The following is a 22990-nucleotide window of genomic DNA, read 5'->3' as shown; positions in this document are numbered from 1 at the left end:
TCAACTCGTCGCGCAGCGCGACGGAGCCGGGCCGGTCGCGGTGGTAGCAGAGGAACTCCATGCCCGAAGCATCCCCGCCGGAGGGCGGCCGGGTCGAGCGGGTTTCACCGCGGCGGCCGCCCGGCCGTAGTGTCAGCGGTCGTCGTTCCCGTTCGGGCCCCGGGGCGACGGTGCGGTGCCCCGGCGCGAAGCCGGCGACGCGTCGGCACCCCGCCGGCAGGACGCGTCGTGCAGGTCGCCCAGCGAGGTCCACCACCGCTCGCAGCAGTCGTCGACGGACGCGCGGGCGGCCGCCGCGGACCGGGTGCACTCCGGCCCGTGCGCGAGCGCGCCCGAGGACCGCCAGAACGCGCAGCACGGCGCCGGAGCGGTGAGCGGTCCCGCCGGGCGGGGCCGGGCGCTCCGCTCGGCCCGCCGTGCCCGGGTGCTCCGCCACCGCTGGTACTCCGCACGCGCGTCGGCGGCACAGCAGGCGAAGAGGGCCGCGCCGAGCAGGCCGGGCAGGGCCAGGAAGGGGTGAAAGGTGGCGGCGTAACCGGCGCTTGCGAGAAGCAGGACGGCGACCGCGCCACACGCGCGGACGGTGTGCAGAGTCGGCGGCACGAGGGCTCCCACTGGTCGGCGACGTTCGAGGCTCGGGATCCCGTATGCCCCGTCGTCACCGCCGTACGTGTCCCGGTCGCCGCCCGACCGGACATGTGCGGGAACCGCGGTCGCGGCTCCCGCACATGACGGACCCGCTGCCGGTGTCACCCCGCCGAGGCCGCCGCCCGGCGACGGGCCACGCCGCGCAGGAAGAGATCCCGCTGCACGGGGTCGGTGGCCAGCTGCACCCCGACCCGGGCCAGGGCGGTCGCGCCGTCCAGAACGGCGCGGTCGGCGCCGGCACCGGTGCCGTGGCGGGCGAAGTCCGCGGTGTGCTGGACGGCGCCCCCGGTGTCGTACCCGATGCAGGGGTGGATCGACGGGACGAGGTGGGACACGTTGCCCATGTCGGTGGAGGCCATCGGCTCACCGTGCCGGTCCACCGGGTCCCGGCCGAGCGCCCGCGCCGCCTCCCCGTAGGCCGAGGTGAGGAACGCGTCCTGGCGCAGGTCGGCGAAGTCGTGCCCGTGCGGCACGAGTTCCAGCTCCGCTCCGGTGGCCAGCGCGCCCGCTTCCAGGCAGGCCCGCACACGGCGCCGGGCGTCCGCGAGGTCCCCGGTGGTGCGGGCCCGGATCTCGTAGCGCGCACGGGCGAGTTCCGGGATGACGTTGACCGTGTGCCCGGCCTCCAGGACCACGTCGTGGACCAGCGTCCCCGGCGGCAACTGCTGGCGCAGCATGCCGACCGCCGTGTGGGCCAGCGTGACGGCGTCGAGGGCGTTCACACCCTGCCAGGGCGCGAGGGCGGCGTGGGCCGGCGCACCGCGGTAGGTGACGTCCCAGGCGCCCACGGCGAGCGACGAGGCACCGACCGAGTCCTCCGGGGCGGCGTGCACCATCATCGCCGCGGCGGCGTCGTCGAACACCCCGGCCTCCAGCAGCGTCACCTTCCCGCCCATGTCCTCCTCGGCCGGCGTGCCCACCAGCTTCACCGTGACCCCGACGGCGTCGGCGACCGCCGCCAGACCGAGGGCGGCTCCCACGGCCGCTGCCCCGTTGACGTTGTGCCCGCAGGCGTGCCCGATGCCCGGCAGCGCGTCGTACTCGGCGCACAGGCACACCACCAGGTCACCGCTGCCGTAGGTGGCGACCAGAGCCGTCGGCAGCCCCGCCGCTCCCCGCGTCACCCGGAAACCGGCGTCCGTGAGGAGGTCCGCGACCTTGGCGGCCGACCTGTGCTCCCGCAGCGCCGTCTCGGGCTCCGCGTGCAGACTGTGGCTCAGCCCGGTCAGGGCGTCGCCCCAGGAGCGGACGGCGTCCGCGGCGGCGGCGAAGGCGTCCTCGCGCACGGCCGGCAGGGACTGTTCTCGTCGGGCGTGCGTCATGCCGCCTCCTCCTTGGGTGCGAGTCGCGGGGCGCGTGGGACGGCGGAGGGCGCGGACCCGCCGCGGAACAGCAGGCCGAGCAGCGCCCCGCCCAGCGCGACCGCCGCGCACATTCCCCACGCCCACAGGTATCCGGCCCCCGCGACACCGCCGCCGGACGCGGGATGCCCGGCGAACAGGGCGCCGATGAGCGCCGCGCCGATCGCCGCCCCGAGGGAGAGCGCGAGTTCGTTGAGGCCGACGGACAGGGCCGTCTCCGACGCGTCGACGACCTCGACCGACAGGGTGCGGGTGACCGCCTCGAACATCCCCGTCGAGGCGCCCACCAGCAGCGCCCCCACGAGGTACTGCGGCAGGGAACCGTGGAACAGCATCAGGCAGACGAAGCCCGCCGCGCCGACGCCGCCGCCGGCGACGAGGGTCGCCCGGTCGCCGACCAGCCGGGCCAGCCGGGGCGTCGCCGTGGAGCCGCCGAAGCCCGCGACGACCATCGCCAGGGACACCAGCGAGATCGCCCGCGACCCCAGCCCCATCCCGTAGCCCGCGTCGTCCGGCTCCGCGCCCAGGAAGATCGCGTTCGCGCCGAGGAAGCCGATCGCGCCGAACGCGGCGCAGAACGTGTGGGCGCTGACCACGGCCAGCCGCGGATTGCGCAGCAGAGCGAGGTCGACCAGCGGATGGTCCGCCGAGCGTTCGACGCGGATCCACGCGACGAGGAGGACCACGGCGGCGGCACCGGTGAGCAGCGAGGACGCCGAGGCCCACCCCCAGGAGCCGCCCTCCGTCAGCACCAGGACCAGGGCGCCCAGGCCGAGGGTCAGCAGCACCGCGGCCGGGGCGTTGAACCGGCCGGCGCGCGCGGCGGAGCCGGCGGGCAGGACGAACGCCGCGACCAGGGCCATCAGCCCGAACGGGACCGCGGTCCACAGCCCCGCCAGCGCGTGCTCCTCGCTCAGCGAGCCGGCGACGAAGCCGCCGGTGCCGATGGACAGCAGCAGCGCGCCGACGAGCACCGACATCCCGAGGCGGCCGTGCTCCGGGGCACGGGACCGCAGGATTCCGGCCAGCAGCGGGAAGAAGCCGACGACGGCGCTCTGCAACGTCATGCCGAGCGCGAGCGTGGCGGTCGTCGGCCTCAGGGCGATCAGCAGGGAGCCCGCGGCCACCATGGCGACGGCGATCCGCAGCAGCCGCCGGTGGCCCCAGATGTCGCCCCAGCGCGACAGCAGCGGGGTCAGCACGGCGAACGCGAGCTGCGACACCAGGTAGAGGTTGCTCTGTCCCACGCCGCCCAGTCCGACGTGGCGGCCCACCACGGGCAGCAGCGGCGTCAGGTAGCCCTGGACGACGCCGCTGCACACCACGATCACCGTCATCGTCGCGAGCAGGCCCCGGTTGCGCCCGATGGCATCCGGCACTGTGTCACCCTCTTCCCTTGGCTGGAAACGACATGGTGACTACAGTGCGAGCGCTGGACGAACAGGCCGCCGACTCGGCGGAAAGCGTACGGGAGGCCCGGCCGTGATGAAGGATTCGGGCACAGCCACGGAGCTGGACCTCGCACTCGTGCACGCGCTCCAGATCCGGCCCCGTGCCACCTGGGCCGAACTCGCCCCCTCACTGGGCGTCGCGGCGGTGACGCTGGCCCGCCGCTGGGAGCGGCTCACCGAGCAGGGGCTCGCCTGGCTGTCGGCCGTCCCCGGCCCGTCCTTCTCCCGCACCCGGAGCACGGCGTTCGTCCTCCTCGGCTGCCGGCCCGCGGACCGGGAGCGGCTGGCCGACCGGATCGCCGGGCTGGGCGAGGCGGTGACCGTCGAACTCACCGCGCCGGGCGCCGCCGACCTGCTGCTGGACGTGCTGGCCCCGGACCTGGCCGCCCTGCACCGCTTCGTGGGCGAGCGGCTGGCCCGGCTGCCCGGGGTGACCCGGGTGGAGTGCCTGTTCGCCACGTCGCTGTACACGGAGGGCAGCAGATGGCGGCTGGGCTCCCTGGACTCGGCCCAGCTCTCCGAGCTCGGCAGGCCGGTGCCGGCGGACCGGGACACCGCACCGCCTGTGGGCGCGCTCGACGCCATCGACCGCGAGCTGCTCGCTCTGCTGGCCCTCGACGGGCGCCTGACGCTGGCGGACCTGGCCCAGCGGGTGGGGACGAGCGCCGCGACCGTCCGGCGACGGCTCGGCCGGCTCACCCGCTCGGGGACGGTCGCGTTCCGCTGCGACATGGCTCCGTCCCTGGTCGGGCTGCCGGTCGCGGTGACCTTCCGCTGCCGGGCACCGGCCAAGGACGTCAACGCGCTGCACCGCACGCTGGCCACCCTCCCCGGCTGCCGGCTCGTCGCCGCCGTCACCGGAACGACCAATGTGCTGGCCACCTACTGGCTGCCGGACATCGGAGCCGTCCAGCAGCGCGAGACGGTCATGTGCGAACGCCTGCCGTCCCTGGAGATCGCCGACCGGGTCATCGGCGTCCGCACGGTCAAACGCATGGGCCACCTCCTGGACGCCGACGGCTGCCGTACGGGAACCCAGGCGATCCAGGTGTGGTGAGCCGGAGGCGGTCAACGGGCCGTCCGCAGGCTCCCGTTGGCCACGCGGGTCCATGTGTCTCCCATACAGCGCCGGTGGTGAACGCGGCCATGGATGCCCGTCATACAGGGCCGCGGCCAACGCTGGCTGTCCCGCACATGCCGACGCCCGTGGCCGTGGCCGCATGATGCACGCCACACCGGTTGCCGGCCCCACCCGGCCCCGGCGCGCACCGAGTCGGCCACAACAGAAGGCAGTCGTCATGGGACCGTCGCACCTTCCGTCCCCCACCCAGAGGGGCCGTCGCCTCGTCGGAGGCATCCGCCGCTGGCTCGCCGCCGCCACGGGGGCCCTGGTCCTCACCGGCGGACTGGTCGCCGTCAGCCCGCAGGCGTCCGCAGCGGGGCTCACCCAGGTCACCGGCTTCGGCACCAACCCCGGCAACCTGTCCATGTACACCTACAAGCCCGACGCCCTGCCCACGGGCGCCCCGCTGGTGGTCGCCCTGCACGGCTGCACGCAGAGCGCCAACGACTACTACGCGAACTCGGGCTGGCCCAAGTTCGCCGACCGCTACGGCTTCGCGCTGGTCCTCCCGCAGACGAGCAGCGCGAACAACAGCAACTCCTGCTTCAACTGGTTCGAGTCCGGCGACATCACCCGCGGCCAGGGCGAGGCACTGTCCATCAAGCAGATGGTCGACAAGGCCGTCACGCAGTACGGCAGCGACACCCAGCGGGTCTACATCACCGGCCTGTCCGCAGGCGGCGGCATGACCGCCGACATGCTCGCCGCCTACCCCGACGTGTTCGCGGGCGGCGCCGTCGACTCCGGGCTGCCCGCCCGCTGCGCCACCGCCCTGACCGCGGCGTACGGCTGCATGTACAGCCCGCCGGACAAGACCCCCGCCCAGTGGGGCGACCTGGTGCGCTCCGCCGCCCCCGCGGGCACCACGAACTGGCCGCGCGTCGCGATCTGGCAGGGCACCGCCGACACCACCGTCGTGCCCGCCAACGCCACCGAGCTGCGCGACCAGTGGACGAACGTGTGGGGCATCGGCCAGACACCCACCCGCACCGAGAGCCTGAGCGGCGGCACCACACTGAGCGTCTACGACGACGCCTCCGGACGGCCCGCCGTCGCGGTCTACTCCATCTCCGGCATGGCCCACGGGCTCGCCGTCGACCCGGGCAGCGGCGCCGAGCAGTGCGGCAACGCCGGCACCTACTATCTCGACACCATCTGCTCCAGCTACCACACCGCCCGCTTCTGGGGCCTCGACGGCGGCGGCCAGGACCCCGGCACCGGCGCCCTGCCGGCGCCCACGGCGCTGACGGTGACCGGCACCACCGACACCACCGCCTCCCTGAGCTGGAACGCGGTGCCCGGCGCGGCGTCGTACACCGTCCACCGCGGCGGAACGAAGGTCGGCACCACCACGTCGACGGCCTACACCGACAGCGGCCTGGCCACCGGGACGACGTACGCCTACACGGTGGCGGCCGTGGACCCGGAGGGCGCCGCAGGCACCGTCTCCGCCGCCGTGACCGCGACCACCACCGGGTACACGCCCACGTGCCACACGGCCAGCAACTACAGCCACACGACGGCCGGACGCGCCTACCAGAGCGGCGGCCACACCTACGCCAACGGCTCCGGCCAGTCCATGGGCCTGTGGAACACGTTCACCGTACACACGCTCAAGCAGACCGCCCCCGGCTACTACGTGCTCGCCGACGCCGGCTGCTCGGCCTGACCTGACGGCCTGACACACGGCCGGACGAAGCCGGCGCCGCCGCCCGTCCACGACCCCGGATGGGGGATCACCGTGGAGGCCGGGACCGCCGTCGCGGGCAGACTGGCCGCATGACGGTCCCTGGCCCGGTGAGCACGCCGGTACGCAGGCTGCCTCCGCGCCCGCAGAGCGCCGCGGAGGCCCGGCGGTTCGTCCGCGAGGTGCTGGACGGAGTGTCTCCGGACGCGGCGGACACCGCGCAGCTGCTGGTCAGCGAACTGGTGACCAACGCGGTGGTGCACGCCCACACCGACGTGGAGGTGCGCGCCTGGGCCGCGGACGGACGCGTGCACGTCCACGTCAGCGACGATGAACCGAACCGGGTCCTGGTGCCCCACCGTGGCGGCACGGCGTACTCCGGTACCGGACGGGGCCTGGCCATGGTCGAGGAACTGGCCTCGAACCACGGCGTTCTCGTCGGCGAGGACCAGAAGACGGTCTGGTTCGAACTGTGGCCCGACACCCCGGAGCCACCGGCATCGGGGTGGAGCGTCCCCGACCGGCCCGCCACCGCGACGGCGACCGTGGAGCTGGTCGACTCGCCGGGCGCACTCCAGGAGGCGGCCCAGCAGCACCGCGGAGCACTGCTGCGCGAATGCCTGCTCGCGGCGTTCGCCGACGACCTGTCCGAGGCCCCGCCGGCGGACCTGCTGACCGCGCACGACGCCAACCACCTCATCGACGCCGCCCTGGCCTCCGCGTCGGAGGAGAGCAGCCACGGGGACCTGTACACGATGCGCCTGAAGGTCCCCGCCGATGCCCGGGACGCCGTACTCACCCTGGGCCGCGTCCTCGAAACGGCCCAGGAAACGGCCCGTCAGGGGAAGTTGCTGACCCGGCCGGCCCTGCCGCAGATCCGTGCCGCCACCCGCTGGCTCCTCGGGCAGGTCACCGGCCAGCTCGCCGGACAGGCGCCCACGGCGTGGACACAGGTCGCCCGCGAGCCCAGCACCACACCCCCCGAGCTGGCGCCCTGGGACCCCAGCCGGCTCCAGGCCGGCAGCACGCCCGCGATCGCCGCCGACGACGGCAACAGGATCATCGCCGTGAACGCGGCGGCGGCACGGCTGCTGGGCTGGCCCGCCCAGGACCTCATCGGCCGGCGGATCATCACGATCATCCCGGAACACCTGCGGGAGCGGCACGTCGCCGCCTTCACCTCCCTGCTGCTCACCGGCCATCCGCGCATCCTCGGCCGCCCGGTGACCATGCCGGCCCTGCACCGCGACGGCGGCCTGGTCGAGATCACCCTGTGCATCCAGACGCAGGAGGCGACCGACGGCCGCAGCGTGTTCGTCGCCCGCTTCACCGGGCCGGAGCGGGTGGCCGACGGGAGCTGACACCGGCGCGCCCGCTCTCCCGTAGCGGGTTGCCGGCCGGCGGGTCAGCATGGAGGGAAGCCAGGCGACGACCGTTCCGCCCCGTGACACGGCAGGAGTCCCGATGTCCCAGCCCCGCCAGCAGCAGACCCCTCCCGGTGTCACCTCCGCGATGGATCCCCGGCCGGACCACGGCGAGGAGAGTTACCGCGGCTCCGGGCGGCTGGCCGGCAAGGCCGCGGTGATCACGGGCGGCGACAGCGGGATCGGGCGGGCGGTCGCGATCGCCTACGCCCGGGAGGGCGCCGACGTCCTGATCTCCTACCTCGACGAGCACGAGGACGCCGAGGAGACACAGCGGTGGGTGCGGGAAGCGGGCCGTGCGTGCGTGCTGGTACCCGGTGACGTGGCCGACCCGGCGCACTGCCGGGCGATCGTCGACAGGGCCGTCGAGGAGTTCGGCAGGATCGACGTGCTGGTCAACAACGCCGCCTACCAGATGACGCGCGACTCCCTGGAGGAGATCCCCGACGAGGAGTGGGACCACACGCTGGCCGTCAACATCAGCGCCTTCTTCCACCTGGCCAAGGCCGCCGTCCCGCACATGCGGCCCGGAGCGGCCATCATCGGCAGCACCTCCGTCAACTCCGACAGCCCGCCGCCGCAACTGCTCCCGTACAACGTCACCAAGGCGGGGATCGCCAACATGGTCGGCTCCCTGTCCCAGTTGCTCGCCCCGAAGGGCATCCGCGCCAACAGTGTGGCTCCGGGCCCCATCTGGACACCGCTCATTCCCGCGACCATGCCCGCGGAGCAGGTGGAGACCTTCGGGTCGCAGGTGCCGCTCGGACGGCCGGGCCAGCCGGCCGAACTGGCGCCGGTCTACGTCCTGCTCGCCTCGGACGAGGCCAGCTACGTGTCGGGCGCCCGCATCGCGGTCACCGGCGGGCAGCCGATCCTGTGACCTCCCGCGGGCCGCACCTGTACCCGCTGCGCCTGACGGTCACGGCGAAGCCGCTGGTGTTCGGCGGCCAGGCCATCGCCCGCCACCTGGGCAAGACCGGCCTCCCGGACTGGGGCATCGCCGAGACCTGGGAGTGCAGCGACGTCGACGGCAGCGGCAGCGTGGTCACCGCCGGGCCCCTGGCCGGCCGGTCCCTGCGCCAGGTGGTCCACGACCACCCCGAGGAACTGATGGGCGCCGGATGGTCCGGCAGCTACTTCCCCGTCCTGACCAAGTTCATCGACGCCACCGGCACCCTGCCCGTGCACCTGCACGCCGACGACGAGAGGGCCCGCCGACTGGAGGGGCAGCCCAACGGCAAGACCGAGGCCTGGCACATCCTGGCGGCCGCCCCCGGCGCGACCGCCCTGTGCGGCGTCAAGGCCGGGGTCACGGCAGACCGGTTGCGCGCCGCACTGGAGGCACAGGACTTCGACGCCGTACTGCGCCGCCTGCCGGTGCGGGCGGGGGAGACCCTCTACGTACCCGGCGGCACCCTGCACAGCTTCGGACCCGACACACTGGTCTACGAGATCGAGCAGACGTCCGACATCCAGCAGCACGCGATGCACTGGAACATGGAGGACGGCTCCCCGGTGAGCGACGAGGAGTTCGCCTCCCACCTCGACATGCTGATGCGGCAGGCCGACCTCACGACCAGACCGGACTTCACACCCGGGCTGAGTGTCGCCGTGGGGGACGGCGTGGAGCGGGTCTTCCTGTGCGCGGGCCCGTACTTCGCCCTCGAACGCTGGCGAGCCGGGACCGCGGAGCCGTTGCGCCACTCGTTCGCCACCGCGCAGATCCTGTCCAACGTCGGCGCCCCGGTGCGGGTGCGGACGGGCGGGTGGAGCGAGGAGCTCGGCCGGGCGGAGACGCTCCTGCTGCCCGCCGTGTGCGGCGAGGTCGAGATCACCGGACCGGCCGACGTCCTGTTCGGCTACCTGCCCGACCTCGCCCGCGACGTCCGGGGACCCCTGCGGGACGCCGGCTACCCGTCTCAGGTGATCGACTCCGTCCTCAGCGTGCCAGCGGCACGGTGATCTCCTTCAGCCAGGTGCCGCGGGCGAAGTCACGGGCCTTGACGACGACGGCGTTCCGGTGCACCTCGACCTGGAGGCCCTGGTTGAAGGAGCCGTCGACGGCCACCTCGCCGCCCGTGCCGTTGTCCCGGTAACCGGTCTGGATCGCGCCCGTGTTGACGACGGTGAACCCGCTGAGGTTCGCGGTGCCGGGCACGACGCGGCGCACCACCCAGTCGGAGAGGTCCAGGTCCCAGTGGGTGTGACCGGAGAACAGGAACACGTCGGGGTGGCGGCCGAGCACGCCCAGGAGCCGGTCGGCCTGGAGGTAGTCGCTCGCGTAGAGCTTGTTGCGCGTACCGGAGACCGTGTTGGGCAGCGGGTGGTGGGTGATCACCATGACCGGACGCCGCCGGCGCGACCAGTACCACAGACGGTCCTCCAGCCACGCGAACTGCTCGTCGCCGATCCACACCTCGTCCCAGAGCTTCGGGTCGTGGAAGTGCGCGTAGCGCTCGGTGCCGAGGCTGAGGACGGGGACGCCGCCGAAGGACGTCTCCGCGTACACGCGGCCCCGCCCGGCGAAGCGGTAGAAGCTGCGGAAGAGGGAGTCCTCGGTGGTGCCGTTGGGCCAGGTCGCCTGGGACAGGGTGTCCGGATCGCGCCACTTCGGCACGTAGAACTCGTGGTTGCCGATGGCCCAGGCCACCCGCGACGGATGCGAGTGGCGCCCGAGTTCGGCGGTGACCTGGGCGTACTCGAAGTCGTAGCCGCGCGGGGTGATGTCGCCGGCGACGGCGAGGCCCGCGCTGCGCGGGTTGACGGCCGCCATGTCGTCCAGGGCGCGGCCGAAGTCGCTCAGGTCTCCCTGGATGTCGCTGATGACGTTGAACCGTACGACGTCCTGCCCGCGCCGCTGCCCGAGCGGATCGGGCGAACCGGCCGGAGCGGCATGTGCCTGTGCGGTGCCGGCGGCGGTCACCAGGGCACCTCCGGTGGCGGCGAGGAGGGATCTGCGGTGCATCTGCGACTCCGTGTCCGTGCGGGTGCGGGGGTACGGAGCACCAAGATCACCGTCCCGGGTGCACTCCGTCCCACCTGCCCCCAACATGCCCGTGTACCGGGCATGAACACGGCCGGCGGGCCGGGCGGCCGTGTCGTGTCACCTGCGGTACTGGGCCAGGGCGTCGTGGTGCTGCTGCAAGGCCGGGGAGAGGGCGACGCGGTCGGGTTCGAGGAGGTTGTCCGCCATGGCGGAGGCGGCCGGCTCGCCCTTGCCGAAGGCCTGCGCGATGTGCTGCGCGTGGGTGGGTTGCAGACTCTCGCCGAAGGGCGCTTCGTAGGGGTCCGTGATCGCTTCGACGAGGCACGGGCCCTCCGCGGCCATGGCCTCGGCGAACACGGCCGCGGCCTCGCCGGGTTCGCTGATCCGGAAGGCCCGCAGGCCGCACGCGCGGGCGACCGCGGTGAAGTCGACGGGGTGGAGTTCGCATCCCATCTGCGGGTTGCCCAGCAGGGCGGTCTGCTCCCAGACCTCCAGGGCGAGGGAGTTGTTCCGCAGCACGACGACCTTGACGGGCAGGTCGTACTGGGCGAGGGTGGCCAGCTCGCCCAGACCCATGCTCAGCGCCCCGTCGCCCATGAAGGCGACGACCGGGCGGCCGGGGTGGGCGAGCTGGGCGCCGATGGCGTAGGGCAGGGCGGAGCCCATGGTGCACAGGGTGCCGGAGAAGGAGTACTGCATCCCCTTGCGGAGCCGCAGCCGGCCGCCCCAGGCGGTCACGGTGCCCGCGTCCCCCGTCACGATCGCCCCGTCCGGCAGCGCCTTGGACAGTTCCCAGGTCACCACCTGCGGCCGCATCGGGGTGCCGGACCCCGCGGCCTGCTCGCCGATGAGCTCCCACCAGCGCCGGTAGGTGTCCTGCGCCCGCTCCAGGAACGACCGGTCCTCCTTGCGCCGCAGCAGCGGCAGCAGGCGCTCCAGGACGGCGTCGGCGTGCCCCACCAGACCCACCTCGACGGGGTAGCGCATCGCGATCCGGTCGGCGTTGAGATCGATCTGCACCCCGCGGGCCTGTCCCGGCTTGGGCCAGAACTCGTAGTACGGGGTGGAGGAGCCCACGACGAGGAAGCCGTCGCAGTTCTCGAACGCCTCGTGGGAGGCGCGCGTGCCGATCAGCCCCATGCCGCCGGTGGTGTACGGGCTGTCGTCGGGCACGCAGTCCTTGCCCAGCCCCGCCTTGACGATCGGCGCGCCCAGCACGTCCGCCACCTGTTCGAGCAGATCACCGGCACCCCGGGCCCCGGCCCCGGCGCAGATGGCGACCCGCTCGCACCCGTTCAGCACCTCGGCGGCCCGACGCAGCTGCTCCTCGGGCGGCAGCACGATGAACGGCTGCGGCGCCAGCGACAGATGACCGGGCACGTTCTTCGGCGAGGCCGTGTCCTGGTCCAGCGTGAAGGACTGGACGTCGATCGGAATGGCCAGGTGGGAGGGGGTGCGGTTCATCAGGGCGCTGCGCACCGCCAGGTCCGTGGCCGCCACGGCGTGGGCGGGCCCCATGACACGCTCCGAGAACATGCACGCATGCTCCAGCAGCCGGTCGGAGGGCAGATCCTGGAGGAAGTGCGCGCCGACGGTGTCGTGATACGACAGGCCGGTGATCGCGATCACCGGCGCGCCGTCCACGCGGGCGTCGTACAGGCCGTTGAGCAGATGCACCGCACCGGGGCCCGCGGTGGCCACGCACGCCGCGGGCCGCCCGGTGAACTTGGCGTAGCCCACGCAGGCCAACGCGGCGTTCTCCTCGTGACGCACATGCACGAAGCGCATCCGCGGATGCGTGCGCAGTGCCTCGAAGAAGCCGTTGACCTGGTCCCCGCAGATGCCGAAGCAGGTGTCGACGCCCCACTCCAGCAGCCGCTCCACCACCAGGTCGGAGGTGGTCTTCGTACCGTCGTCCGCCGCAGACCGATCACTCACGCGCAGATCCTCACCTTTGGTTCCGTCTCCCCGGCCGCGGGGCGACGCTCCTCCGGTGCTAGATGCCACGTCGCCCCTGCCTTTACGTCCGCGCGCCCCGGGTTCACCACAACGGCGCGCTTCGGCCGGGAGACCGGGCTAGGAGACCGGGCAGGCGTCCGGTCCGGAGGCGGTCAGCGTGGCCAGGTCGCAGTACGCCGTGCGCGGGTAGTAGTCGCCCAGAACCTGGGCCGTCCGTTCCGGGCCGCTGCCCGCGGGCACCCGTTGGATCGCCTGCTCGAAGCCGGGGGCGGCCACCATGTTCCGCAGGATCAGCAGGTGCTTGGCGGTCGGCGTCGCCGTGGACAGGGGCAGGAAGGTGGCGCCGGGGACGGCGTCGACGACCGGGCGCTGCTCCTCGGTGCCGATGACGTAGGTGTAGCCGCCGTCGGCGGTGAGACGCGTGTCGGAGTCGGCTCGGCAGCCGGGGTCCACCGTGCCGTCGGGCAGGGGGTTGGCGACGACCTCGCCCGGTCCCCACCACAGGTTGTCGCACATCGACCAGTACCTGACCTGGGCGGCCGGGTCAGGCCAGGGCCGTGCGCGGTGGCCGGCGGTCGCCGTGGGCGCCTTGCCCCGGACGACGAGGACCTGCCCGGCGGGCGGTGCCTCGAAGCCCGTCGCCAGGTAGGCGTTGTCCGGGTTGGGATAGAGCCCCGCGCCGCCCTGCCGGGCGAAGGCGGGCGGTGCGGGAGCGGGCGCGGCCGGCTGCGGCGCGGGTGCGGCCGGGGCCGGGGCGGGAGCGGGTGCGGGTGCGGGTGCGGTCTGGGCGTCGGCGCAGGTCGCGACGTGCACGGGCCGGCCGTCGCGCTGGAAGGTGACCTTCGGCAGCCGGATCGTCCCGTGCGGAAGGTAGACCCGGTAGATCAGCGTGCCCTCGGCCCCTTCGGGCGCGTCCGCGGGCGCGAGCGGCAGGGTGTTGGGCCGGCCGGCGGTCCGCTGCGCGACGGTGACGGTGAACTTGCCGCCGGGGCGGGCGTCCTCCCGGTACGGATTGCGGCTGCCCCGGTCGGCGGCGATCAGGTGGTCCGTCAGCACGGAGTCGGCGCCGTCGGGGCCGGTGAAGCTGCCGCGGGTGGCGTCGTAGGTGGCGAACGACGCGTAACGGGCGTCCGGGTAGCGGCCGTCGAGGGTGAGGGTGAGGCCCTTCTGCACGGTGTAGTGCAGAAGCCAGTACTGGGAGTTGGTGTCCGGGTAGGCGACGTTGGACGTCCGGTAGCCCAGGGGGTGCCAGGCGCAGTCGGGCGTCGTGGGCGCCGGGGAGCCCGAGGGCGTGGCGGCGGCGGGCACCGCCGTCGCCACGGCGAGAGAGGCGGCGAGGAGGAGGGGCTTCCAGGGTTTCATGAACGGTCCTTTCGTCGGCCGGCCGAGGCATGTCCGGCCGGCCCGGTGGGGGAGGGGTGACCGGCGCCGGTACGGGGGCGCGGCCCGGCGGCGTCGCTCACCTCGGTTCCGGCCGTCCGTCGGCGCCGTCGCGTCCCAGCCACGAACCGGCGACGGTCAGCAGATGGCGCGCACCCGAGGCGACGGCGTGGCGGTCGGACGGCGCATAGCGCGGGGAGTGGTTCATGACGGTGCCCGGCGGTAGCGTGCCGCGCTCCAGGGCGGCGACGGCCTCGGCACCGAAGTCCTCCGGCGCGGCACCGCCGAAGTGGAACATGACCGACGGACAGCCGGCCGCCTCCCCGAACCGGCCGAAGTCCTCGCTGGCGGAGAGCGGCGCGGGCAGGACACGGGTCAGCACCCCCTCGCCGTCCAGGGCCGCCAGGACGCGCGCGGTGGCCTCCGCGTCGTTGACCGTCAGCGCGAAGGAGTCGTACGTCCGCACCTCCGGTGCGCGGGTGGCACCCTGGGCGTCCGCCTCCGCGCACACGATGCGCCGGAGGTCGGTGAGTGCCTGCTCGCGGGTCTGCTCGTCGAACGTCCGCAGACTGCACCGCAGTTCGGCGAGGTGGGGAATGACGTTGGGCACCGTCCCGGAGTGGAGGGCACCGACGGTCAGGAGGGGGGACGGCGACAGCGGTGCCATCCGGGCCGAGAGGGTCTGCAACCGCATGACCACCGCCGCCGCCATCACGACGGGGTCGGTGGCGAGGTGGGGCGCCGACGCGTGCGCGCCCGCACCGTGCAGGGTGATGTCGATGCTGTCCGCCGCCGCCATGACCGTGCCCGGCCTGGTGATCACCACACCGGCGGGCAGCGGGCCCACGTGCTGCCCCAGCACCACCCCAGGTCGCGGGAAGCGGTCCAGGACACCGTCGTCCAGCATGGCCCGCGCGCCGCGGCCCACCTCCTCCGCCGGCTGGAAGACGGCCACCACGGTCCCCTGCCACGCCTCGCAACGCGCGGCGAGCTGCCGGCAGGCCGCCAGGAGCGCGGCCACGTGCACGTCGTGACCGCAGGCGTGCATGAGGCCCGCCTCGACGGAGGCGTACTCCAGACCCGTCTCCTCCCGCACGGGCAGGGCGTCCATGTCCGCCCTGAGCCACACCACGGGGCCGTCGCCGTTGCGCAGTACGGCCACCACACCGGTCCCGCCGACCTTCTGCGTGACCTCCCAGCCGCCGACGCGGTCCAGCTCCCTCGCGACGACGGCCGCGGTGCGGTGTTCCTCGAAGGCGAGTTCGGGGTGGGAGTGCAGGTCGCGGTAGACGTCCTCCCAGTGCGGCAGGTGGGCCGCGAGGCCGGCGGTCAGGGCGTTCTCAGGCGGAACGGGGAGCTGCGGACGTGTCACTGTCGTCCTCCTTCGCGGGGCTGTGGTCGACGGCGGCGCCGAGACGCGCCAGGAAACGGTCGGTGGTCTGCGGGACGCAGAGCACGGCGGCGACGGCCAGGGCGGGGCCGACGGCCAGCGACCAGAAGGCGACGCGGTAGGAGAAGGCGTCGACGACATGGCCGAAGAGGGTCGGCACGACGATCCCGGAGAGCTGCCCGCCGAAGAGGACGACGCCGGAGGCGACACCGGTCAGGCCGGGCGGCAGACTGCGCAGCGGGACCGAGAAGCAGGGCATGTAGCACAGGCCCACCACCGCGCTGATGAGGGTGGCGACCGCCACGAACCCGGCCAGCGAGGTGGTCGTCGGCAGCAGGACGAGCAGGACGGCCGCGGCACACATGGCCGGTACGACGATGCGCCGGGGCCGTCCCTCGAACCGGTCGGACAGGCGCCCGCCGACGACGGCGGCGACCGCCGCGAGCAGGGTGGGGCCCAGGGACACCAGACCCGCGTCGCTCACCCGCAGGCCGCGCTCCTCCATCAGGTAGGAAGCGCTCCAGCTGTTCAGCCCCCAGACCACGGTGTCGTACGCGAAGAACATCACCGCGAAACCCCAGATCACCGGGGAGCGCAGCAGGCTCTTCGCGCCCGGGCCCGCGCTCTTCAGTACGGGGCCGGTCTGCTCCTCGGGCAGGGGGCCGGGCAGCCAGCGCCGCAGCGCGGCGACCACCGCGAGCCCCAGCACCGAGACGACGCCGAACATCACCCGCCAGTCCCACTGCGCCAGCAGCAGCCCGCCCAGCACGGCCGCCAGGAGCCCGCCGACCGCGTTGGAACTCTGGATCCAGCCGTTGGCCGTGAGCCGCTGCGCCGGAACGCTGCGGCGGCTGAGCGCCTCGAGGGCCGCCGCCGGGAACAGGCCCTGGGCCACGCCGAAGAGGCAGCGGAAGAACAGCAGTGCCGCGAACGACCAGGCGACCGCCGTGAGACCGGTGAAGACCGACCACAGGACGAGGGCCACGGACATCACCCGGACACCGCCGAAACGGCCGGCGATCAGACCGGCGGGGATCTGGGTGAAGGCATACGTGACGAAGAACGCCGACAGCAGCATGCCCCGCTCGCCATGGGTGAGGCCGAAGGTCTCACCGATCGACGGCAGAGCCAGATTGATCACCTGACGGTCGATGTAGTCGACGGCCCAGGCGACGAAGAGCAGGACCGCGGTGGTCCGAGTGGTCCGGTGCACAGGAGGGCCTCCCACTCCCTGAGGCGACGCTTGGCGCACACCCTGCACCGGCCGCCGTTCAGCACCCCCACATCGCAGGAATCCGGCGTCAGAGGGGCCACCACGCCGGAAACCGCCGAACCGGCACCGCCGCCGCCCGGCGGGAGCGGCGGGCGGCGGCGGGCCCAACGGTCTTCAGTTGCGCCGTCCGCGCTGACATGATGGCGCGCGTGCCGTCCACCGACACCGCGTCCCAGCCGCCCGCCGGTCCGGGGCCGGCCCCGCTCGCCCCCGCCACTCCCGCGGTCCTTCCCGTCCTCCCCGTCCTCCCCGTCCTCGCCGACGAGATCACCGAACTGAGCGAGACCGATCTGGCGTTGGTCGAGGCCCTCCAGCTGGACCCGCGGGCACCCTGGTCCCGGATCGGCGCCGTCATCGGCATCGACGCCACCACCGCGGCCCGCCGCTGGCGGCGGCTCACCGGCAGCGGCGTGGCCTGGATGACGGCGTATCCGGCGCAGCACACCTCGGTGATCGGCTATGTCGACCTCGCCTGCGACGCGGGCGCCGTGGAACCGCTGACCACGCTCCTCCAGTCCTGGGGGCCGGTGTTCAGCCTGGAACGCACCACGGGGGAACACCAGTTGTTCCTCAGCGTGGCCGCCCGCGACCTGCCGTCCCTGGACGACTTCGCCGTCCGCCGGCTGGGCGGCCTGGCCGGTGTGCGCTCGGTGCGGCTGAGCGTCTGCACCGCGGTGCACCGGGAGGGCAGCGGCTGGCTCGTGCACACGCTCAACGCACGCCAGCGCTCGGACCTCGGCGGCGGGGGAACGGGCCCCGGCCGTCCGAGCCGGCGCACCGGCCCGCACGAGAGCGACCACAGACTGCTGCTCGCCCTCGGCGTCGACGCCCGCCGCGGCCACGCGGAGCTGGCCCGCGTGTGCGACCTGACCGAGACCACGGTGCGCCGGCGACTGCGGCGCATGATCGCCGGCGGCGAGGTCTACTTCCGCTGCGACCTGACCCAGCGGCTGGCCGGCTGGCCGGTCATCGCCACCTTCCGCCTCACCGTCCCCGGCCCCGGGACGGAGGCGACCGCGAAGGCGCTGGCCGGGCTGCCCGAGACCCGGCTGTGCTCGTCCGTCACCGGCTCGGACAACCTGCTGCTGTCCGTGTGGCTGCGCTCTCCCGGGGACTGCGAGGCCCTGGAGGAGCGGATCCTGCGCCGGCACCCCGGCATACGCGTCGGCGAACGGAACATCACGCTGCGCACGGTCAAACGCATGGGCCGGCTGCTGGACGGCGACGGCCGGGCCCGCGACCACGTGCCGATCTCGCCGGCCGCGACCTGAGCCCGGGGCCGGCGCCGAGCGGACGAGCTGCGCCGGTGACCGTGCGGGGGGACCATGGAGTCATGGCAAGGCGTCTGATCGTGGTCGGGCGGCCGTCGCCGAGCGGCGGCCGCAGGGTCCGTGCGGACGGCGAGATCCTCGGCCTCGCGTACGACCTGCGGGACGTCGAGGAGTTCCTGCGCCGGGCCGGTCTGGAGGACATCGACGTGGTGACGTCGGACCTGATCGAGTGGCGGGGCGGGGGCCCGGCGGTCTGGACGGTCCGGACCTGACGCGCGTACCGGCCCGGATCAGGACGTGACGGTCAGCAGGCGCAGGCCGCCCGTCAGTTCCCGCAGGCACCGCACCACCAGCTCCGCCGGGGAGACGGCCACGCCGTCCTCCGTGTCCGTCAGCGCCCAGGTCTCCAGCGCGACGCGGATCGCGTCGGTCGCCGCGGCGGCGACCAGCCGCACCTCCAGCGGATCGGGGTCCGGCCCCGCCAGGCGCGTGACGACCGGCAGCAGCTGCTCCTCCGACTCCTGATTCACCCGGTACCAGACGGCCCGCAGCGCGGGATCGTTCCGTGCCGCGCGCAGCAGTCCGCGGGTCCAGCGCAGGCCCTCGTCCTGCGCCGCGGGCCCCGGGGGAGACAGGGACGCGACCGCGGCGGCCTCCAGGGCCTGCGCCAGCGCCACCTGCGAGCCGGACTCGGCGAGCAGGGCCCGCCAGTGGTCGCCGCCGGACGACAGCAGCGGCCCGACCGCGTCCTGCTTGCTGCGGAAGTACCGGTAGAAGGTGCGCAGGGCCACGCCCGCCCGGTCCGCGATCTCCTCCGCCGTCGTGCCGTCGGGCCCCTTCTCGGTGAACAGCTCCGCCGCGGCACGGGCGATGTCCAGCTGCGTCGCCGCCTTGCGGCGCTCGGTCAGCGAGGTCGAGGCGGAGCGGGACGGCCGGAACTGGTTCATGGGTGAAGCGTACGCGGCCACACTCCCCACAGGCACGTCACGCCATCATGTCAAAACGTGCCACCAAGGCGTACTGTGGACACCGCGCGGCGACGCCGCGCCACCGCACGCACACAGGTGCGCCCCGCGTGCGCACCAGAGGGAGAACCCCATGAACCGCTTCGAAGGACGTCGCGCGCTGATCACCGGCGGCGGCTCGGGCATCGGACAGGCCACCGTGCTGCGCCTCCTCGCCGAGGGCGGCGAGGTGGTCGCCGCGGACGTGAGCGAGAAGGGGCTGAAGGACACCTATGCGAAGGCGGGCGCCGACGCCGGGCGGCTGACCACGCTGCCCCTGGACATCTCCGACGAGGCGTCCGTCCGCACGGGCGTCGCCTCCGCCCTCGCCGCCCTCGGCGGCCTCGACGTCCTGGTCAACGCGGCCGGCATCCTGCGTTCCTCGCACACCCACGCCACGTCCCTCGCCGACTTCACCCGCGTCATCTCGGTCAACCTGACCGGTACGTTCCTGATGATCCGCGAGGCGATCCCGGCGCTCCTGGAGGGCAACGGCCCGGCCGTGGTCAACTTCAGCTCGACCTCGGCGATGTTCGCCCACCCGTACATGGCGGCCTACGCGGCGAGCAAGGGCGGCATCCAGTCCATGACCCACGCGCTGGCCGCCGAGTACGGCAAGCAGGGCATCCGCTTCACCGCCGTGCAGCCCGGCTCCATCTCCTCCGGCATGACCGACGGGTCGGGCGAGAGCAAGCAGAGCCAGGGCCCCGGTCTGCCCGAGGACACCGACTGGAGCCTGTTCGTCAAGCTGGCTCCCGCGCTCGGGGACGGGTTCGCCGGGCCGGAGGCCGTGGCCGGCGCCGTCGCCATGCTCGCCTCCGAGGACGGCGCGTTCATCACCGGCACCGAGATACGCATCGACGGCGGCACCCACTTCTGAGCGCGCGGAGTCGCCCCGGGCCGTCCGCCCGCCCCCCTTCGCCGGCCGACGCCGGTGCCCCCATGCCTATCCCGGGCGAAAGGGGTCACTCGGCCGGGACGACGACGGGGGGCCGCCCGGAAGGACGCCACGATGACGACACGAGGCAACCTGCCCGCCCCCGAACAGGGGCTGATCCTCACGCACTTCCTCACCGTCCGCGACGTCGCCGTCTCACGGCGCTACTACGCCGAGATCCTCGGCGGGGAGGTCGTGCTCGAAGAGAACCCGGCCATCGTCAAGGTCGCCAACAGCTGGATCATCATGAACCCGGGCGGCGGCCCGACCCCCGACAAACCCGGCGTCACGCTGGAGCCGCCTTCGGACGGGGACACGGTCTCCAGCTTCCTCAACGTCCGCGTGGCCGACATCGCCACCTTCCACGCCGCCGCCACAGCCAAGGGCGCCCAGTTCCTCACGGAACCCCTGGACAGGAAGGCGGAACTGCGCTGCTACCTGCGCGACCCCGACGGCTACCTCATCGAGGTCGGCCAGGCCACCGGCATGCTGAACGGCATCTTCGCCGACCGACCCGCGGACGGCACGCAGTAGCACCGCCGGTGTCAGTCCGCGGCCGCTGCCCATGCCCTTGAACAAGGACAGACGGAAGCCGGTGATCCGGGTGTCGCCGTTCCTCGGGAGCAGGTCCGCCGGTTCCGGGCGAAGCCGCTCCAGTGTTCCGCGCGGGCCTCGACGAGCCGCTTGGCCCAGCTCAGCGGATAACCCTGCTCGGGCGCCGGGATGTCGATGGAGGTACGCACCTTGCCGGTGCGCAGATCGGCGCTGACGGCCAGGACGCCGGGCGTGCCGTCGATACGCAACTCCGCCTGGAGGCGTCCGTCGTAGCGATCTCGTGAAACCGGGGGTCGCTCCCGGTCGGGCACGCCCGGCTGTGTCTCACATGACGGCTGGTCAGCCGCCCAGGTGTCGTTGCAGCCAGTCCGCCGCGGTTCTGCGGAACAGGCGCCTGTTGTCCGCGCGCAGGAAGTCGTGGCCCTCGTCGCGCAGGGTCAGCAGCTCGGCGACGTGGCCGCGTTCGCGCGCGGCCCTGACGAACTGTTCCGACTCGCGCGGCGGGACGTTGGTGTCGTGCTCCCCGTGGACGGCGAGCAGGGGGACGCGCAGGGCGTCGATACGGCTCATCGGCGAGAGCGCGCGCAGCAGTTCGCGGTCGTGCTCGGGGTGGCCGTACTTGTGCGCCGCGGACTGCGCGATCCAGGGCTCGGTGCCCTCGAAGAACGTCGCGAAGTCCGACATGCCGCACACCGCGACCCCCGTACGGAACAGATCGGGGTGCCGGACGAGCGACGCGAAGGTGAGGTAGCCGCCGTACGAACGGCCCATGACGGCCAGTCGTGACGGGTCGGCCGGTCCGGCCAGGACGGCGTGGGCGGCGCAGTCCGCGATGTCGTCGAGCGCGGCGAAGCGGCCCGCGCCCAGGTCGGCGTCGACGAACGACCTCCCGTGGCCGGAGGAACCGCGGACGTCGGGCGCGAAGACGTCGATCCCGCGCCCCAGGATCTCGTGGTAGAGCGGGTTGAAGACGGGGCGTTCCTGCTCCTCCGGGCCGCCGTGCAGGTGGATCACACAGGGCGCCGGCTGCGCCGGACCGCGGCCCGGCGCACGGTAGTACCAGCCGTTCAGGCGCAGCCCGTCCCGCGCGGTCGGGCTCAGCGGGACCGGCCGTACGGGCGGGCGGCCCGGGGGCACGGCGTCCTCGTCCTTCGACGACCACGGGGTGCGCAGCAGGGACACGCCCTCGGCCAGCCGCCACACCCCCGGGCGGCGCTGGGAGCCCGACAGGGCCAGCGCCAGCCTCCCCGGGCCCATCGGCACGACGCGGGTGACGACTTCGTGCGGCAGCGGCACGGGATGCGGGGGGCCCGTGACGCCCCCGTCCGTACCCGGCGGGAACGTGTCGACGATCTCCACCTCGCTCGCGCCGAGCACGTTCCAGGTCAGTACGGCGGTGCGGCCGTCCTGGGCGAACCGCAGCAGTTCGAGGTCACTGCCCTCGCGTTCCGCCGCGACGGACCAGCTCCGCGGGGCGCCCCGGCCGTCGAGGCCGGCCGCGACAAGTGCCGCGAACTCCCGGCCGGCGTCGCTCCGCAGCCAGACGGTGTCGGCCTCGGGGGAGAACCTGCCGATCCACGGATCGCCGTCGGCCACCGCGACGACGTAGGTGGTGGCGAGGTCGGCGGTGCGGACGACCACCGCCTCGCGTCGTCCGCGCGGGCCGCGGCGCACCAGGGCGAGCCGGCCGTCGGCGCTCAGGTCGCACACGCGCAGGGTCGCCGCGTCCGTCTCGGTGGCGAGGAGCACCGGCGCGGCCTGGCCGTCGGGGTCGATCAGGTACGCGGACAGTCCGTCACCGGAGCCGGCCGGGCCGGGTGTTCGGCCGAGGGCCGCCGTGCCGGCCCCGCCGGTGGGGGGCGCGGTCCCCGACTGCTCGCCGGTGACCGCCGTCGTGCCGAGGAGTACGGCCGTACCCTCGCGGCCGGACCAGCCGGCGGTCGGCAGGCGGCCGACGTGTCCGCCGGCCTCGTCCGGGAGGCCGGCCGCGTCCTGGGCGGGCGGCGCGCCGGCGGGGACGGCCACCGTCACCGCGACGGCCGACCCGTCGTGGGCCCAGCAGCCCAGGTAGGCCGAGGTGCCGGGTTCCGCTCCCGCCACGATGCGGCGGCCGGTGCCGTCGGGGCGTACGCACAGCACCCGCTGGTGCTCGCCGCCGCCGGGTGCCGTGGTGTAAGCGATCCAGCGGCCGTCGGGCGACCAGGACACCTCGCGGACGGGGTCGGGGCCGGAGTCGAGCAGCCGCACCTCGTCGCCGTCGGTGGGCCCGGTCCACAGCTGAGGCACTCCTCCGCGGTCGCAGATGAACGCCAGGCGCGTGCCCGCCGGGTCCGCCGAGGGGTACCAGCAGCCGTGAGCGGTCAGCCGGGTCGTGGCGTCACGGGGCCCGGAGGCATCGGGCAGCGGGACCCGCGCGGGGGCGGCGTACGGGGAACCGCGGCCGTCCGCGTCCCGCCCGGCCGGGGCGGCGTCCTGCGGCGGCCGGGGGACGCCGTCCGGTACCTGCCGCTCCCGCGACGCGGCGTCCGGCGCCGGCCGGGT

General features: G+C 73.9%; 19 protein-coding genes and 1 pseudogene. 9 read left to right on the top strand and 11 right to left on the bottom strand.

Annotation, left to right across the window (positions count from 1 at the left end; translation table 11 throughout):
- Window positions 1-132: 132 nt before the first annotated feature.
- The 3 genes from GTW67_RS15485 to GTW67_RS15475 form a co-directional block, all read right to left on the bottom strand.
- On the bottom strand, window positions 133-603 hold the full coding sequence (locus GTW67_RS15485) for a hypothetical protein (protein ID WP_346010667.1): 471 nt from the start codon (window positions 601-603) through the stop codon (window positions 133-135).
- Between the two features lie 146 nt (window positions 604-749).
- Window positions 750-1970, bottom strand: a complete 1221-nt coding sequence (locus GTW67_RS15480) for an amidohydrolase (protein ID WP_161165396.1) — start codon at window positions 1968-1970, stop codon at window positions 750-752.
- On the bottom strand, window positions 1967-3388 hold the full coding sequence (locus GTW67_RS15475; protein ID WP_346010666.1) for an MFS transporter: 1422 nt from the start codon (window positions 3386-3388) through the stop codon (window positions 1967-1969). Before GTW67_RS15475 ends, GTW67_RS15480 begins: the two co-directional genes overlap by 4 nt.
- Window positions 3389-3494: 106 nt before the next feature.
- On the opposite strand from GTW67_RS15475, the gene GTW67_RS15470 reads away from it, so the two are divergent.
- The 5 genes from GTW67_RS15470 (at window position 3495) to GTW67_RS15450 (ending at window position 9656) form a co-directional block, all read left to right on the top strand.
- A complete protein-coding gene (locus tag GTW67_RS15470; protein ID WP_237518878.1) occupies window positions 3495-4517 on the top strand; it encodes an Lrp/AsnC family transcriptional regulator in 1023 nt (340 codons plus the stop codon).
- Window positions 4518-4758: 241 nt separating this feature from the next.
- Window positions 4759-6252 carry an extracellular catalytic domain type 1 short-chain-length polyhydroxyalkanoate depolymerase gene (locus GTW67_RS15465; protein ID WP_161165394.1) on the top strand — a complete coding sequence of 498 codons (1494 nt, stop codon included), beginning with the start codon at window positions 4759-4761 and terminating at the stop codon, window positions 6250-6252.
- Between the two features lie 110 nt (window positions 6253-6362).
- Window positions 6363-7631, top strand: coding sequence for an ATP-binding protein (locus tag GTW67_RS15460; RefSeq protein WP_237518873.1), 1269 nt, complete (start codon window positions 6363-6365; stop codon window positions 7629-7631).
- Between the two features lie 103 nt (window positions 7632-7734).
- Window positions 7735-8574, top strand: coding sequence for an SDR family oxidoreductase (locus GTW67_RS15455; protein ID WP_161165392.1), 840 nt, complete (start codon window positions 7735-7737; stop codon window positions 8572-8574).
- Window positions 8571-9656, top strand: coding sequence for a class I mannose-6-phosphate isomerase (locus GTW67_RS15450; RefSeq protein ID WP_346010665.1), 1086 nt, complete (start codon window positions 8571-8573; stop codon window positions 9654-9656). The genes GTW67_RS15455 and GTW67_RS15450 overlap by 4 nt, the downstream gene beginning before the upstream one ends.
- Here GTW67_RS15450 and GTW67_RS15445 read toward each other — a convergent pair.
- The 5 genes from GTW67_RS15445 to GTW67_RS15425 all read right to left on the bottom strand — a co-directional run bounded on the left by GTW67_RS15445 (window position 9634) and on the right by GTW67_RS15425 (window position 16622).
- Window positions 9634-10659, bottom strand: a complete 1026-nt coding sequence (locus tag GTW67_RS15445) for a metallophosphoesterase family protein (protein WP_161165391.1) — start codon at window positions 10657-10659, stop codon at window positions 9634-9636. The two genes, GTW67_RS15450 and GTW67_RS15445, sit on opposite strands and share 23 nt — an antisense overlap.
- 138 nt (window positions 10660-10797) lie before the next feature.
- Window positions 10798-12618 carry a thiamine pyrophosphate-dependent enzyme gene (locus GTW67_RS15440; RefSeq protein ID WP_161165390.1) on the bottom strand — a complete coding sequence of 607 codons (1821 nt, stop codon included), beginning with the start codon at window positions 12616-12618 and terminating at the stop codon, window positions 10798-10800.
- A 138-nt stretch (window positions 12619-12756) separates the two neighbouring features.
- Entirely contained in the window at window positions 12757-14001 is a 1245-nt protein-coding gene (locus tag GTW67_RS15435; protein WP_161165389.1) for a hypothetical protein, read from the bottom strand.
- A gap of 97 nt (window positions 14002-14098) precedes the next feature.
- The gene (locus GTW67_RS15430; RefSeq protein ID WP_346010664.1) at window positions 14099-15391 is read right to left on the bottom strand and encodes an amidohydrolase; all 1293 of its coding nucleotides are present in this window, start codon (window positions 15389-15391) and stop codon (window positions 14099-14101) included.
- The gene (locus GTW67_RS15425; RefSeq protein ID WP_346010663.1) at window positions 15360-16622 is read right to left on the bottom strand and encodes an MFS transporter; all 1263 of its coding nucleotides are present in this window, start codon (window positions 16620-16622) and stop codon (window positions 15360-15362) included. Before GTW67_RS15425 ends, GTW67_RS15430 begins: the two co-directional genes overlap by 32 nt.
- 209 nt (window positions 16623-16831) lie before the next feature.
- Here GTW67_RS15425 and GTW67_RS15420 point away from each other — a divergent pair, with 209 nt between their 5' ends.
- Window positions 16832-17953 carry an Lrp/AsnC family transcriptional regulator gene (locus GTW67_RS15420; protein ID WP_346010662.1) on the top strand — a complete coding sequence of 374 codons (1122 nt, stop codon included), beginning with the start codon at window positions 16832-16834 and terminating at the stop codon, window positions 17951-17953.
- Between the two features lie 62 nt (window positions 17954-18015).
- Window positions 18016-18225: a hypothetical protein gene (locus tag GTW67_RS15415; RefSeq protein ID WP_161165388.1), complete on the top strand. Its 210-nt coding sequence runs from the start codon at window positions 18016-18018 to the stop codon at window positions 18223-18225.
- An 18-nt stretch (window positions 18226-18243) separates the two neighbouring features.
- Here GTW67_RS15415 and GTW67_RS15410 read toward each other — a convergent pair whose 3' ends face one another.
- Entirely contained in the window at window positions 18244-18900 is a 657-nt protein-coding gene (locus GTW67_RS15410; protein ID WP_161165387.1) for a TetR/AcrR family transcriptional regulator, read from the bottom strand.
- A gap of 151 nt (window positions 18901-19051) precedes the next feature.
- Here GTW67_RS15410 and GTW67_RS15405 point away from each other — a divergent pair, with 151 nt between their 5' ends.
- Window positions 19052-19837: an SDR family NAD(P)-dependent oxidoreductase gene (locus GTW67_RS15405; protein ID WP_161165386.1), complete on the top strand. Its 786-nt coding sequence runs from the start codon at window positions 19052-19054 to the stop codon at window positions 19835-19837.
- A gap of 132 nt (window positions 19838-19969) precedes the next feature.
- The gene (locus GTW67_RS15400) at window positions 19970-20428 is read left to right on the top strand and encodes a VOC family protein (protein WP_161165385.1); all 459 of its coding nucleotides are present in this window, start codon (window positions 19970-19972) and stop codon (window positions 20426-20428) included.
- On the opposite strand, the pseudogene GTW67_RS15395 reads toward GTW67_RS15400, so the two are convergent.
- Together GTW67_RS15395 and GTW67_RS15390 are read right to left on the bottom strand one after the other, a co-directional pair.
- A pseudogene (locus GTW67_RS15395) lies at window positions 20402-20718 on the bottom strand (hypothetical protein); the annotation flags it as partial. The gene GTW67_RS15400 and the pseudogene GTW67_RS15395 sit on opposite strands and share 27 nt — an antisense overlap.
- A 70-nt stretch (window positions 20719-20788) precedes the next feature.
- The coding region (locus tag GTW67_RS15390; RefSeq protein WP_524539784.1) for a S9 family peptidase at window positions 20789-22990 on the bottom strand (2202 nt) is incomplete at its 5' end.

Source organism: Streptomyces sp. SID5910, assembly GCF_009862125.1.
GTDB lineage: Bacteria > Actinomycetota > Actinomycetes > Streptomycetales > Streptomycetaceae > Streptomyces.
Note: the sequence above shows the minus strand (reverse complement) of the source record. Positions and strands in the feature narration are given on the sequence as shown.

Coding starts and splice junctions, on each gene's coding strand:
- GTW67_RS15480 (WP_161165396.1), bottom strand. CDS start 1,970: ATGACGCACGCCCGACGAGAACAGTCCCTGCCGGCCGTGCGCGAGGAC.
- GTW67_RS15470 (WP_237518878.1), top strand. CDS start 3,495: ATGAAGGATTCGGGCACAGCCACGGAGCTGGACCTCGCACTCGTGCAC.
- GTW67_RS15465 (WP_161165394.1), top strand. CDS start 4,759: ATGGGACCGTCGCACCTTCCGTCCCCCACCCAGAGGGGCCGTCGCCTC.
- GTW67_RS15460 (WP_237518873.1), top strand. CDS start 6,363: ATGACGGTCCCTGGCCCGGTGAGCACGCCGGTACGCAGGCTGCCTCCG.
- GTW67_RS15455 (WP_161165392.1), top strand. CDS start 7,735: ATGTCCCAGCCCCGCCAGCAGCAGACCCCTCCCGGTGTCACCTCCGCG.
- GTW67_RS15445 (WP_161165391.1), bottom strand. CDS start 10,659: ATGCACCGCAGATCCCTCCTCGCCGCCACCGGAGGTGCCCTGGTGACC.
- GTW67_RS15435 (WP_161165389.1), bottom strand. CDS start 14,001: ATGAAACCCTGGAAGCCCCTCCTCCTCGCCGCCTCTCTCGCCGTGGCG.
- GTW67_RS15415 (WP_161165388.1), top strand. CDS start 18,016: ATGGCAAGGCGTCTGATCGTGGTCGGGCGGCCGTCGCCGAGCGGCGGC.
- GTW67_RS15410 (WP_161165387.1), bottom strand. CDS start 18,900: ATGAACCAGTTCCGGCCGTCCCGCTCCGCCTCGACCTCGCTGACCGAG.
- GTW67_RS15405 (WP_161165386.1), top strand. CDS start 19,052: ATGAACCGCTTCGAAGGACGTCGCGCGCTGATCACCGGCGGCGGCTCG.
- GTW67_RS15400 (WP_161165385.1), top strand. CDS start 19,970: ATGACGACACGAGGCAACCTGCCCGCCCCCGAACAGGGGCTGATCCTC.